Below are 13,150 nucleotides of genomic sequence, written 5' to 3' on the forward strand. Positions count from 1 at the left end.
GCCCAGATGGGAGGGCTGATTTGGGTGCGTTGGCGAAGCCTCCCTAAGCGGGAATCGCCTGGGTCAATGCCTTTGAAAAATCGCTCCTACAATCAGGGGACTGTCATTCCTCCATCATTTTATGTCTCCCGACGCCATGCCTTTCTCAGCCGATACCCAGGCCATCCACAGCGGTCGGGGTATCGACCCCGCTACCGGAGCGCTGACCGCCCCCATTCATCTCTCGACCACTTTTGAGCGCGACGCCGATGGCAGTTACCCCAAGGGCTACATCTATGGCCGCAGCGGCAACCCCAACCGCGACGCCCTCGAAACGGCCCTCACCGACCTGGAGCAAGGGGCCGAAACCGTCACCTTTGCCTCTGGATCTGCCGCCACCTTTAGCCTGCTGCAGGCGCTTGGCCCCAGCGACCACGTGATTGCGCCCCAGAGTGTGTACTTTGGCGTGCAGCAGATGCTGAGCCAAATTTTTGCCCCCTGGGGGCTGAGCTACACCCTCGTCGATACGATGGATTTGGCAGCGGTGGAAGAGGCGCTGCGACCCAACACCCGCCTAGTGCTAATCGAAACGCCGTCGAACCCGCAGCTGGCGGTGACTGACATTCGCGCGATCGCAGCTCTAGCCCACCAGTCCGACGCTTACCTAGCCTGCGACAACACGATCGCCTCCCCAGTGCTACAAACGCCGCTCACCCTGGGTGCCGACTTTGCTATTCACGCCACCACCAAGTACCTGGCGGGCCACGGCGATGTGATTGGTGGCGCGGTGGTCGCCCGCGGGATCAACCCGCTGTTTGAGCAAATGCGACTGGTGCAGACCATCGGCGGCGTGGTGCCCTCGCCCTTCGACTGTTGGCTCACCCTGCGGGGTCTGCAAACCCTACCTCTGCGGGTGCGTGCCCAGGCCCAGGCCGCCCAGACCGTTGCCACCTGGCTGGCCCAGCATCCTGCCGTTGAACAGGTGCTCTACCCTGGGCTGCCGGGGCACCCCGGCCACGCTATTGCCCAGCAGCAAATGAGTGGCTACGGGGGGCTGCTATCGTTTTTGGTCAAGGGCGATCAGGAGACTGCTATGGGCGTAGCCGCCAAAACCCGATTGATTGCCCGTGCTACCAGCTTTGGCAGCCCCCACAGCACCGTAGAACACCGGGCCTCGATTGAGAAAGGCACTCAAACAGCCCCCAACCTGCTGCGCCTCTCGATTGGTCTGGAGCAGGTGGACAATTTGATTGCCGACCTCGATCAGGCGCTCAAGTATTAACTCCGCCCACCGGCAAACAGCCTATCCTGCCGCCAGCAGCAGGCCAGAACTGGAAACTGGGCGACGGCAATGAGTCCTGGGCTGAGCCAAGGCTACAGTCGGTAGCATCACGCTTTTGGAGCCAGGGATATGGTCAATCGAGTTCGGCGGCAGTTTCGCCGCTTTTTTAGGCAGGCCCGCACCGTCAACAATGAGCCCGTCAACCGGGCCAGTTTGGCGGTGATCATCTTGATTGACCTGTTCATTCTCTTCAATGTGTTTAGCGGCCTCAGCGACATTAGCCGCTGGCCTCTCAGCCCCTACCAGGCCCACCCTTGCCACGAGCCTTGGACGGGCTATCGCGCCCAAACCCAGGGGAACCGCGACTACGACATTCTGCGCAACAGCATTCAGTTTCAAACCCAGCCCGAGTTTAGCTGGGCTACTAACTACCGCAATCTGGCCGAGGGCCACCTGGGCGAGGTGTCTTCCATCTGTCTCGACTACGCCGCCACCGCTGACGGCCTCGACACCCCCGAAAATCGCCAGATTCTCACCAGCCTCGATCAGGTGCAAGACTCCATCAACAGCTTGGAGCAAGAAAATCAGACCATTCGCAGCCAGTACGACTCGACCCTGCTAGAGCAAATTGCCGGGCAGCCGCCGGAGCAGTCGATCAACCAGGTGGAAGCTGCCCATGCCCGCGCTACCCTCGATCGCAACAACGTCAGTCTGGAGCAGCTGCGGCAGCAGCAGAGCGACCTGCAAACCCAGCTCGCCCAAACTGAGGCCAGCCAGCCGTTTCTCGCCCTGCTCAGCAACGACGCGCAGTTTCAGCCGCTCGATCGCCAGTATCAGCGAGCCACCTTCTGGTACCCCACGGTGCAGCTGCTGTTTCAGAGCTTATTTTTGCTGCCCTTGGTGGGGTTAGCCTGGGTCGTCTATCGCTTTGCCGATCGGCGCGGCTACGGGCTGGTGGCATTGCAGAGCTGGCACCTGCTGGTGATTTTCTGCATTCCTCTGGTGATCAAGCTGTTTGAGGTATTGCAGTTTGGGGCGCTGTTTAGCTGGCTGTCGCAGATTATTGTGGCGCTGCTGGGGGGCCTGCTGTTTTTAATCAACTACCTCTACATTTTGCTGGTGCCGCTGGTCGGCTACGGCATGATCAAGTTCTTTCAAAAGGTGGTGCTCAACCCCCGGCTACAGGTGGCGGGGCGGGTGCAAAACCAGAAGTGCATTCGCTGCGCCAAAAAGCTGCGCCGGGGCGATGCTCACTGCCCCCACTGCGGCTACCACCAGGACGTGGAGTGCCACCACTGCCACCAGCCCACCTACAAGTATTTGCCCTACTGCCGACACTGCGGCACCGCTCAAGAGGTGGAGGTTTGAGGCGATGAAGGCAATAGTCAGAAGCCTGTGTGTTCGAGGATCATGGCACGCCTCCTGACAATAGCGTGAAGATTATAGAGCGAGACTTAGGGGCGATCGCCGCTCATCGGGTAATCTGCGAAGAAACCGGATGCCTGCAAGGAGCTTGACCACCCGTGCCTCGGTGAGAATGCCGATATAGAAACCGAGCTGAGTTTTTTGCAGGGACGTGAGTTTACCCACCTCAACAATGCTTCGCTTCAGAAGGCCAGCTTCGAAAGCCACATTGCTGGGGAGGCTTACACGCTTGGGGTTAGTTGTGAGAGCGCAGGTGACGACGGCGAGGCGGCGGCTAGGGTTGAACAAGTCGTCTTGGAGGGTGACGTAGGGGTGACGGAGCCCTTGTCACTCCCTCTAATCGAGGGTTTTAGTTTACTTCTTCGGAGGGACAACAGTACCAGCTTAAAATCGTTAAAGTTTGTAACGAAAGCGCTGTAAGCTTTAGCCTCGTTAAACCCAAGCCAAGCTTGAGGTCAATCGCTTTAGCAAAAATACAGCGCCAAAACTTACACAGGAGGTCACTATGACCTACTTAACCGTAGACGCTGTTAAAGAACCCCTAAATCAGTTCGAAAAATTTGATGCTGATACCCAGCTTGCCCTGTTGTGGTACGGCTATCTAGACATCAAAGATCAGCTCAACCCCAACCCCGACAACAAGGTAGAAGGGCTGGGCCAAGCCCTGTACAGCCAGGTTGTTGTGCTGTCTAAAGATGACCAACTTCAGGCTCAACGCGACATCGCCAACCGAGCCGACACCACAATCAGCAAAGAGTATGGTGCCCTTAGCCCTTCAACCAAGCTAGAGTTTTGGCTGTTGCTGGCCCAGGGCATGGAGTCGGGCGACATCATTAATGTCCCCAACGACTACTCTTTGCCTGAGAATACCGAAGGGTTTGTCAGCCAAATTAAAGGGCTTGACTTTGAGCAGCGGATTAACTTTACCCGCAATGCTGTAACCAAAATGGGTCTACAAAAGACCACGGCTGGCTAATAGCTGTCGCCTTTGGCAAGCAATTACCAAAGGACGTTTTACTCATTAGCAATTAGGTTTTAGGAGCTAGCCCTTTAGCGGTTAGCTCCTTTTTTTAATGAAGCGGTCCAAAAAGTGACATTCAAGTTGTCTCAAACTCCACCCATGTGGCAGGCGTTACACGAATTCTTTTTCAGCAAAGTTTTTGACGAAATCATTGACAGGAGATAATTTAACGCGATACACCAAGGAGAATAGGGCAGTAATCACTCACAAAATGAAAAGTTTTTTTAATTTTCAGCAGTATATGCAGCAGGAGGGGTAGACATGGATGCCAACTTGATCATGTCCAATATTTTGAATCCTCCAGTGCTGTTTTTCTTTTTGGGAATGACGGCTGTGTTGGTGAAGTCTGATTTAGAAATTCCGCCGCCAATTCCCAAACTGTTTTCGCTTTATTTGCTGTTAGCGATTGGATTTAAGGGAGGGGTAGAGCTAACTAAAAGCGGCATTAATCAACAGGTGGTGTTGACGCTGGTAGCCGCTATTTTAATGGCCTGTGTGGTACCGCTCTACACCTACTTCATCCTAAGGCTAAGGCTAGATACCTACGACTCGGCTGCGATCGCAGCTACCTACGGCTCTATCAGCGCCGTTACGTTTATTACTGCTAGTGCTTTTTTGACAGAACTGAGTATTCCCTTTGACGGGTTTATGGTAGCAGCCTTAGCCCTGATGGAATCTCCCGCCATTATTGTCGGGTTAATTCTAGTAAATTTCTTTGCAGTGGATGAAGATCGGGACTTTGTGTGGTCTGAGGTGCTGCGAGATGCCTTCTTGAATAGCTCAGTCTTCTTATTAGTCGGCAGTTTGATCATCGGCATGCTTACCGGAGAACACGGCTGGGAAGTCTTGTCGCCCTTTACCCAGGAGATGTTCTACGGTGTGCTGACCTTCTTTTTGCTCGATATGGGTTTGGTAGCCGCCAAAAGAATTAAAGACTTGCAAAAAACTGGTGTATTCCTAATTTCCTTTGCCATACTGATTCCAATACTCAATGCAGGGGTTGGCTTACTTATCGCCAGGGCAATCAATATGTCCCAGGGTAATGCCCTTTTATTTGCCGTACTGTGCGCCAGTGCATCTTACATTGCGGTGCCTGCGGCCATGCGGCTGACCGTACCTGAAGCCAACCCTAGCCTGTATGTTTCTACAGCACTAGCGGTAACGTTTCCGTTCAACATCATTGTCGGCATTCCACTGTATTTATACGGCATCAACCTATTGTGGAGCTAAGTTTATGCACCTTGTTAAAAAGATTGAGATTATTGCCAACTCCTTCGAGTTGGCCAAGATTTTAGACAGCCTAAAAAAATCAGGCGTTCATGGTCATGCAGTAATTCGCAATGTAGAAGGCGAGGGGCTGCGAGGAGGGAGCGAAGACCTTGATATGACCATGCTCGACAATGTCTATATCATTGCGTTTTGCATGCCCGACGAAATCAAAACCGTAGCCGAAAATGTGCGTCCGCTGCTAAACAAATTTGGGGGCACCTGTTACATCTCCGATGTGATGGAGATTCGCTCGGTGAAATGTGTCGCGTCACTATAAGGAATCGGGTTATGGATTGCAACGATAGGGGCATAAATCGTCGCAGTGTTTTGAAGTTGGGCTGCGGTGGGGCTCTTGGATTAATTGGAGGGGCATTGCTTTGGCCAACTAAAGCAACGGCCGCATCTGCCGCATCGCCTAGCCCTAGCGATTTAACTCCCCAGCAGGCGCTGGATCGCTTAATGGCTGGCAACCAGCGGTTTACTCAGCACCACCTAGAACACCCGGACCAGTCAGAAGCCCGAGTGAAGGAACTAACCCTGGCACAGCACCCCTTTGCTACGGTGCTCAGCTGTGCCGACTCGCGAGTGACGGCTGAGATCATTTTTGATCAGGGCTTGGGCGACATCTTTGACGTGCGGGTGGCGGGCAATATCGCTACCCCCGAAGTTGTGGGCAGCCTTGAATACGCCGTGGAGCTACTGGGCACGCCGCTGCTGATGGTGCTAGGCCACGAACGCTGTGGGGCGGTGACGGCGGCGGTCGAAAATGGTCCTTTGCCCGGCGAAATTGGCACCTTTGTGCAGGCGATTCTGCCAGCGGTTGCCCGGGTGAAGGGTCAGCCGGGCAACGCGGTGGACAATGCGGTTTCGGCTAACGTGCGCTACCAAATGGAGCAGCTGATGCGATCGCAGCTGGTCCGCGATCGCCAGCAGTCGGGCCAGCTCCAAGTGGTCGGTGCCCGCTACGACCTCGATACCGGGACCGTCACGCTGGTTACGTAGCCTACCTTAGCCGCTCTAGCAAATGCTCACCCACTCGCAGGGCATTGGCAATCACCGTCAGAGCATTCCCCACGCTGGCGCTAGAGGGCATAAAGCTGCTGTCCACTACGTAGAGGTTATCTAGCTCGTGGGTGCGACAGTTAATGTCGAGCACTGAGGTAGTCGGGTCGGTGCCCATGCGACAGGTACCACACTGGTAAGCCATCACCGGCAGGGGTACCTCGCCACGAGGGTGCAGGCCCGATCGCGAAAACAGGCTGCTATCTTTTTCGACCGCCTTGAGCACGTCGAGCCAGCGGTACACCAGGCGATCGTGGGCCTCAGCGTTGTTGGCGGTAAACGATACGTAGAGCTTACCGTTTTTAACTTCTACCCGGTTTTTGGGGTCGGGCAGCACCTCGGTCATGGCCCACCAGGCGATTGAGCGGGTGGCTAATTGTTTGAGCCCAAAGTTGGGCATGAACTTGGTAACCAGCGAGAGTACCGGGGGCGACTCGGCAAAAATAGCGTCTTGCAGCACACCGCCCATATTTTGAATATGGCCCATGGGGTAAGCAACCTGTCCGTCGCCCCAGGTTCCGTCGCCCCAGTAGTAGTCGTTAATGCCCACCGATCGCGGAAACTTGCCGGAGTTCGGCTGGGCTGTCACCTCCACAATCGAACTCAGCTGAATCTTCATCAAGTTGCGCCCCACCTGATCTGAGCTATTAGCTAACCCGCTGGGGTGCTTTTCATTCGCCGACTGCAGCAGCAGCGCTGCCGAGTTAATCGCCCCGCAGGCCAGCACAATAATATCGGCCAAAAACAGGTAGGGCTGGCCATTAATAGTAGCCTGTACACCCTTGGCTGCCGTTCCCGAGGGGTTAGTCAAAACGCCCGTTACCTGAGCTGAGGTTTTGAGGGTAACGTTGCCAAAATCGAGCGCCGGAGCCACCCCAAACACCTCGGCATCGCCGGTGGGGTCATCGTCTCGCAGCGATAGCGATATGGGCAGCGGGTAAGGATGACAACCCTGCTTAGTAATGCCGTCTACTACGGGCTGAATAGTGGGGTCGTGGGCGATCGCCGGGTAGGGATAATCAGCGCTGTGAAAGGGTTCGGTAGGATCTGCGCCGCTTTGGCCATGCACCTGGTACATCGCCTCGGCCTCGGTGTAGTAAGGCTCAAAGTCACTGTACTTAAGGCACCACTCAGGCGAAATACCGTCCTGGTGAGCCACCGTTTCAAAGTCTTTTTCCCGCATCCGCTGGAGGGCCGCCCCATAGATTTTGGTGTTGCCGCCGATCGCATATTTCATCTGCGGCGTAAACGGCTCCCCGTTCTCGTCGTACCACTGCTCGGGGGCGTGGTAGCGCTGCTTCTGAAAAATATCGACATTGCTAATGTTTTGTTCTTCTAGGGGCATGGCGTCGCCCCGCTCCAGCAGCAAAATGCGCTTGCCCGACGGCGCGAGCTTGCGGGCCAGAGTACCACCCCCCGCTCCGGTGCCGACAATGATCACGTCGTAGTGTTGGTCGTCGATAATCATGGTGCTTCCCTATCAGAAGTTGAGGTAGAAGAGGTGCTGGGAGGATGCCATCCTGCAGAAATCCAGGCTTGCCTAACTGTAACGGCGTAAGGGTTGTTAAGTTGTAGAGCTAAGACAGTAGCTCGCCCCACCCCCGTTAATCCCTCCACAAAAATGCCATTGTTCACCCACTTAAAATGCTGATTCCAAAGCTGTTGCCGTGGATTGAAAAGATTTACCGTGCGGTTAGTAACTGGGTCTTTGGATTCAGTTTGGATGCCTTTATAGGAGTTACATAGGCGACAAGCTAACCACAAATTTTCTTCATCATCCGAGCCACCTGCAGCTTTAGGAATAATATGCTCTATCTCTAAAACCCCCAGAACATACTTTTGTTGGCTGCGACAATATCCACATTGATAATTGGCCTGAGACCTAACGCGATCGCGAAGGTTTGAATTAATTTGGCTCACTGCTTAATGGCTCAATGGCTCAATCAATCCACGTTCAACGGCCTCGCTGAGAGCCGTAGCTTTTCGAAGTAGCCCCTCCTGGTAAATCTGCATCAAATTTTGTAGATCTAGTCGTTCAGACTCAAGCAAACTTCCGTCTTGCTGGCGATCGAGCAAGAGACTCAGCTGTCGATCTTGGTCAGGCTCCATTTGTAGTTGAGTTAGCGCTATAACCTCATCATCAGCAAGGGATGAGACTGGTGCTAGGGCAAGGGCTTCTTCTCGAACGGCTGGGATAGAGCGCAAAATTGAGTCGGTTAAAACACTGGTCACATCTCGATTAGCCAAGTGGGCAAAGCGCAGCGCTTGCCGATAAATCTCGTCTGGCAGTGTGAGGGTGACTTGAGTGCTCATAGGACTATCAAAATATTGACCTGTTGAGTTAACGATGGAAAGGTTTTTCTGTTTAGAAGATCCCAGGGTTCTTGGGGAAAGACACAGGCTAGTTGAGAAACCAAAGAAGAACCCTGGGATCTGGGATAATGCTCTACTGCCACACGTAGATCAAGATAAATAAGACAATCCAGATGACATCGACGAAGTGCCAGAACAGGGAGGTTGCTTCTACGCCAAACTCGCCGCCTGCGTAGTTGTTAGGCAAGAACGATCGCCCCAGCATAATCCCCTGCAAAAGCACGCCGGTCATCACGTGCAGGCCGTGGAAGCCGGTCAGCAGGTAGAACGTGCCGCCAAAAACGCCGTCGGTAAAGCCAAAGGGCAGGCCCATCCACTCCACCGCCTGGCCATAGAGGAAAAAGCTGCCCATGGCCATGGTCAATAGCCAAAAAGCGCGAAAGCCCCAGAGGTTTTCTTTGCGCAAAAAACGCTCGGCGAAGTAGATCACAAAGCTGCTCGACACCAGCACGATGGTATTGATCAGCGGCTCGCGCACCTCCAGGCCCTCGACTCCAGCGGGCAGCCAGTCGGTGATGTTGGTTTTGTAGACCGTGTAGCCTATAAAAAAGCTCAGAAAAATGACGCTTTCTGACAGCAGAAAGACGATGAAGCCAAACATGCGGTGGTCTTCTTCTTCGTGCTCGGCGGTATGGGCACCGTGGGTGTTTAGGGTGGGGTCTAGGTTAGCTGTGCTCACTGATCAACTCTCCAGCAGGGTTGTTGGCAACTAAGGGTTCATGGGAGCCATAGCCGTAGGGGCCAGACACGACAATCGGAATTTCTTCAAAGTTTTCGACCGGCGGCGGCGATGGAATCAGCCACTCTAAGCCGATCGCATTCCAGGGGTTAGCCGGGGCTTGCTTGCCCAGTACCCAAGAACTGATCATGTTGAGAATGAAGGGCAGAGTTGATACGCCCAGCAAAAAGCCGCCCAGGCTAGCAATCACGTTCCAGTAGGCAAACTCTGGGTCGTAGGAGGCCACCCGCCGAGGCATGCCCATTAGCCCCAGGGGATGCATAGGGAAAAAGTTGAGGTTGACGCCAATAAAGGTGAGGGCAAAGTGCAGCTTGCCCAGGCCTTCGTAATACATGCGGCCGGTCATTTTAGGGAACCAGTGGTAGATGGCGGCGTAGACCCCCATCACCGTGGCACCGTAAATGACATAGTGGAAGTGGCCCACCACAAAATAGGTATTGTTGACGTGGATATCGAAGGGCACGGCCCCCAACATGACGCCGGTAATGCCCGCAAACAAAAAGCAAACCAGGCCGCCCAGGGCAAACAGCATGGGGGTATCGAGCCGCAGTTTGCCGCCCCATACCGTGGCCACCCAGGCAAACACCTTCACCCCGGTCGGTACCGAAATCAGCATGGTGGAGAACATGAACAGCATCCGCATCCAGCTGGGGGTGCCGCTGGCATACATATGGTGTACCCACACCACGGCGCTAAGAATGGTGATGATGAGCGAAGAAACCACGACAAATTTGTAGCCAAACAAGGGCTTACGGGCATACACCGGAAAAATTTCTGAAAAGAAACCAAAAACCGGCAGAATGATCACGTAAACCGCTGGGTGGGAGTAAAACCAAAAGAAGTGCTGATAAAGTACTGGGTCGCCGCCCTTGGCCGGGTCAAAGAAGCTAGTGCCTGCGGTTAAATCTAGCAGCAGCATAACGGCCCCCGCCGTCAGTGCCGGCAGGCCAACCAGCTGAATTATCTGGGCGCTGAGTACTGTCCAGCAGAAGGCCGGCATTCTAAACCAGCCCATGCCCGGTGCCCGCATGCGAAAGATGGTGGTGACGAAGTTAACCGCCCCCATAATTGACGATACCCCCGACAGGGCCACCGCCAGCAGCCACAGCACCTGACCGTTGATCAGATTACCGGTGGGATTTTGCAGGCTGACCGGGGGGTAGGCCCACCAGCCCGACTGCGACGGCCCGCCGGGTATAAAAAAGCTGACCATCAGCAGGGTGCCGAAGATCGGCACCAGCCAGAAGGCGGCGGCATTCAGCCTGGGAAAGGCCATATCTCGCGCCCCAATCATTAGGGGTACCAGGTAGTTGGCCAGACCGTTGAGCACCGGAAAGGTCCACATGAACAGCATGATGGTGCCGTGCATGGTGAATAGAGCATTGTAGACGGTGCGATCGACCAGGTCGGCCTCGGGGGTGATCAGCTCGCCCCGCATGACCATCGCTAGCAGCCCGCCAATTAAAAAGAACACAAAGGCGGTGACAATGTACTGAATGCCGATTACTTTGTGGTCGGTGCTGAAGGTGAAAAAGCGTTGCCAGTTATTGGGGGCACCGGGGAAGGGCTGACCGCTCTTGGCGGCGATCGCCTCTAACGACGCATTACTCATAGCTGCTATCCTCAGGGCTGGCGTAGTTTACACGGGGGGGCGGGGCCGGTACGACGGTTTTCCAACCCATAGAAATGGGGCGATCGACCGCTTTGCTGAACTCGCGAAAGGCTCGGTTGTCGGCCACGGTAAGGGGCTGCGCGGCGGCATCGGTCAGCCACTGCTGGTAGGCCTCGGCTGACTCGACTACCACGGTGCCCTGGTTGGCGGCAAAGTAGGTGCCGCTGTAGTCTGAGTCTCGCAGTCGGTAGCGCCCCTCGCGGATGGGGGTAAAGCCAAAGTCGATCGCGCTGCCGGGGATTACATCCTGCTTGATGCGAAAGGCGGGAATGTAGAATCCGTGCAGCACATCTTCCGAGATCAGCTCCAGCCTGGCTCGCTCATTGACCGGTAGATGCAGTTCGGTACTGGTAATATTTTGGTCGGGGTAGTAAAACTCCCAGGCCCACTGCCGCACGTGGACTTCGATCGGGGTTTTCTCGGGCACGGCGGGTAGGGTAGCCGCCTCCGCCGGGGGCATAATGCTCAGACTAGGCACGTGGTTCATGTGCTCCATGGGTCCGAGAATAGCCATCTGGTCGTAGATCTGGTAGCTGTAGGTAGCAATCCAGATCACCAGCCCCAGCGGAATGGTGGTCCAGAGAATCTCGACCAGCAGGTTGCCCTCAATCGGGGGGCCATCGCTGGTGTCGTACTTGTCGGCCCGCTGAAACAGTACCGAGACCAGCAGGGCGGTGGTTACCCCAATGAAGATAAAGCTGCCAATCGTGGTCAAAAAGCCAAACAGATCGTCAACCAGTAGGGCTTCAGCCGAAGCTTGGGGCGGCATCCAGAGATAGGCCTGCCGCCCCACCCAAAAGCTGATTGCGGCATCGGCGATCGCCAGGGCAATCAGCAGGGCGACCGTGCGAACAGAAAGGCTACGGGGTTTTGTCGGGTTTGTCGGTGTCGTCATAGCGCTGTCGGTATTCCTATTCGTCTAGAGCTGGTTGGGGCTAGCGCCCGATCGCAGCAGTTGATCAGCCGTGACATGAACGCCAAACTCGCCGCCCAGATGGGCTCCTAGCGTGCCCTGGGCAAACATCAGCGCAAAAACCAAAAGCCCCACCAGGAGGTAGCTCCACTGCACCTGTCGAGCCCGGTCTTGCCGCCACACATAGCGCTGAAACCCTCGCCAAATACTCATCACCACAATCATTGTCAGGATCAGGACGCCCCCGAGGCCGTGCCAAATCATGGTGTCTTTAAACCCTAGGCCCCAGTCGCTGACCCCTTCTGCCGACATATCGGCCATCAAAATTTCGTAGAAGCCCGCCGCCACGGTGAAAAAGGTGATGATAGCGGCAGCTACCATGTTGTACCAGCCCACATCAAACAGGTTAGAGCGGGTCGCCGGAATGGCCAAAAATTTAAAGACTCGCTTTTCTAGGGGGAACAGCGCCCCCACAATATCAAAGCCGATCGCCACAATAAACAGACCGAGTGTCAAATGCACCAGGTTGGGGTGAATGGGAATGCTGTAGGGCAGATTATTAGCACCCGCAGCGATAACAGGACCAATCATTACAGCAGACCTCCACGGGTAGCTTCTACCACCGGTTCGCTGTGCAGCCCGTAGACCCACACCAGCTTGTCGCCCAAATAAACCTGAAAGAGCACAATTACTGTCAGCAGGCCGTTTAAGCCCAGGTAAGCTACTGGCAGCTCCTGGGGGGTGCGAATGCGAATAATGTAGCGCCAACCCGTTAGGGCTGCAATGATGCCCGAGAGTGACCAGCCAATTAGGGTGTGCAAATTGAGATCGCCAACGGCGGCTGAGTAGGGCTCGGCCAGACCGGCTTCGATTTGGCCAAAGATGATGGCGATAAAAATAGACACCGTCGCAAATACCATATTCCACCAGCTAACTTCAAACAGGCGGGAGTTTTTGGTGAAAAATCCAATTAGGTCGCAGATCACGGCGAACAGCACCATCGCAATCACAAAGTGCACCACGATCGGGTGAATGGTGTCGGGGTAGGGCAGGTTGTGGTTGTTGAGGGGGGGCAAGTACTCAAACACGGCGGGTTCCTTGGGAGTTTAGGTCGCTTGAGCCGGGCGGAACGGCAGGGTGACAGTTAGAGTTTAGCGTTTAGGTAATTTTGAGGCTAACAGCAGCTTGAGCATAACAAGCTGCTGTTTACAGGGTAGGTATCACAGCTATCAATAGCTAAGGGTAGGCTGGAGGTGGACAGACTGTCTCACTGGTGAGGTAGGGATCAATAGTAATTTTATGAAATATTCATTCTTGTCGAGAGGATAGAGCGTTGTCTGTTGGTAGGGTTTCGCAGGGGCAAATGGTATCTGCCTAGGGCGATCGGTGGGGCAGGGTGGCGCACAACCTTGATC

General features: G+C 54.9%; 14 protein-coding genes and 1 pseudogene. 6 read left to right on the top strand and 9 right to left on the bottom strand.

Translation table 11 applies throughout. From position 1 onward, the window contains the following. Positions 1-136 precede the first annotated feature (136 nt). Complete coding sequence (locus IQ273_RS22005; RefSeq protein WP_194025323.1) at positions 137-1,261, top strand: PLP-dependent aspartate aminotransferase family protein; 1,125 nt, start codon at positions 137-139, stop codon at positions 1,259-1,261. A gap of 129 nt (positions 1,262-1,390) precedes the next feature. Next, positions 1,391-2,629: a hypothetical protein gene (locus IQ273_RS22010; RefSeq protein WP_194025309.1), complete on the top strand. Its 1,239-nt coding sequence runs from the start codon at positions 1,391-1,393 to the stop codon at positions 2,627-2,629. A 72-nt stretch (positions 2,630-2,701) separates the two neighbouring features. Here IQ273_RS22010 and IQ273_RS22015 read toward each other — a convergent pair. Next, a pseudogene (locus IQ273_RS22015) lies at positions 2,702-2,998 on the bottom strand (type II toxin-antitoxin system PemK/MazF family toxin); the annotation flags it as partial. A gap of 193 nt (positions 2,999-3,191) precedes the next feature. Here IQ273_RS22015 and IQ273_RS22020 point away from each other — a divergent pair. From IQ273_RS22020 to IQ273_RS22035, 4 genes are all read left to right on the top strand, one after another. Further along, complete coding sequence (locus IQ273_RS22020; protein WP_194025311.1) at positions 3,192-3,662, top strand: orange carotenoid protein N-terminal domain-containing protein; 471 nt, start codon at positions 3,192-3,194, stop codon at positions 3,660-3,662. A gap of 306 nt (positions 3,663-3,968) precedes the next feature. Next, the gene (locus IQ273_RS22025) at positions 3,969-4,937 is read left to right on the top strand and encodes a sodium-dependent bicarbonate transport family permease (protein WP_194025312.1); all 969 of its coding nucleotides are present in this window, start codon (positions 3,969-3,971) and stop codon (positions 4,935-4,937) included. Between the two features lie 4 nt (positions 4,938-4,941). Continuing rightward, positions 4,942-5,253: a P-II family nitrogen regulator gene (locus tag IQ273_RS22030; protein WP_194025313.1), complete on the top strand. Its 312-nt coding sequence runs from the start codon at positions 4,942-4,944 to the stop codon at positions 5,251-5,253. 11 nt (positions 5,254-5,264) lie between these two features. Beyond that, the gene (locus tag IQ273_RS22035) at positions 5,265-5,978 is read left to right on the top strand and encodes a carbonic anhydrase (RefSeq protein WP_194025314.1); all 714 of its coding nucleotides are present in this window, start codon (positions 5,265-5,267) and stop codon (positions 5,976-5,978) included. 1 nt (position 5,979) lies between these two features. On the opposite strand, the gene IQ273_RS22040 is transcribed toward IQ273_RS22035, so the two are convergent. From IQ273_RS22040 to IQ273_RS22075, 8 genes are all read right to left on the bottom strand, one after another. Then, the gene (locus IQ273_RS22040) at positions 5,980-7,506 is read right to left on the bottom strand and encodes a GMC oxidoreductase (RefSeq protein ID WP_194025315.1); all 1,527 of its coding nucleotides are present in this window, start codon (positions 7,504-7,506) and stop codon (positions 5,980-5,982) included. Next, complete coding sequence (locus IQ273_RS22045) at positions 7,503-7,958, bottom strand: HNH endonuclease (protein WP_194025316.1); 456 nt, start codon at positions 7,956-7,958, stop codon at positions 7,503-7,505. Before IQ273_RS22045 ends, IQ273_RS22040 begins: the two co-directional genes overlap by 4 nt. A 3-nt stretch (positions 7,959-7,961) precedes the next feature. Further along, the gene (locus tag IQ273_RS22050) at positions 7,962-8,351 is read right to left on the bottom strand and encodes a hypothetical protein (protein ID WP_194025317.1); all 390 of its coding nucleotides are present in this window, start codon (positions 8,349-8,351) and stop codon (positions 7,962-7,964) included. 133 nt (positions 8,352-8,484) lie between these two features. Then, a complete protein-coding gene (locus IQ273_RS22055) occupies positions 8,485-9,090 on the bottom strand; it encodes a heme-copper oxidase subunit III (protein WP_194025318.1) in 606 nt (201 codons plus the stop codon). Continuing rightward, positions 9,077-10,762, bottom strand: a complete 1,686-nt coding sequence (gene ctaD / locus IQ273_RS22060; RefSeq protein WP_194025319.1) for a cytochrome c oxidase subunit I — start codon at positions 10,760-10,762, stop codon at positions 9,077-9,079. The genes IQ273_RS22055 and ctaD overlap by 14 nt, the downstream gene beginning before the upstream one ends. After that, entirely contained in the window at positions 10,755-11,717 is a 963-nt protein-coding gene (locus tag IQ273_RS22065; protein ID WP_194025320.1) for a cytochrome c oxidase subunit II, read from the bottom strand. Before IQ273_RS22065 ends, ctaD begins: the two co-directional genes overlap by 8 nt. Positions 11,718-11,741: 24 nt before the next feature. Then, positions 11,742-12,326, bottom strand: coding sequence for a DUF2231 domain-containing protein (locus IQ273_RS22070; RefSeq protein WP_194025321.1), 585 nt, complete (start codon positions 12,324-12,326; stop codon positions 11,742-11,744). Next, positions 12,326-12,823 (bottom strand): DUF2231 domain-containing protein, encoded by a 498-nt coding sequence (locus IQ273_RS22075; RefSeq protein ID WP_194025322.1) that lies wholly within the window; start codon positions 12,821-12,823, stop codon positions 12,326-12,328. Before IQ273_RS22075 ends, IQ273_RS22070 begins: the two co-directional genes overlap by 1 nt. Positions 12,824-13,150 lie beyond the last annotated feature (327 nt).

It is taken from the genome of Nodosilinea sp. LEGE 07298 (assembly GCF_015207265.1).
Lineage (GTDB): Bacteria > Cyanobacteriota > Cyanobacteriia > Phormidesmidales > Phormidesmidaceae > Nodosilinea.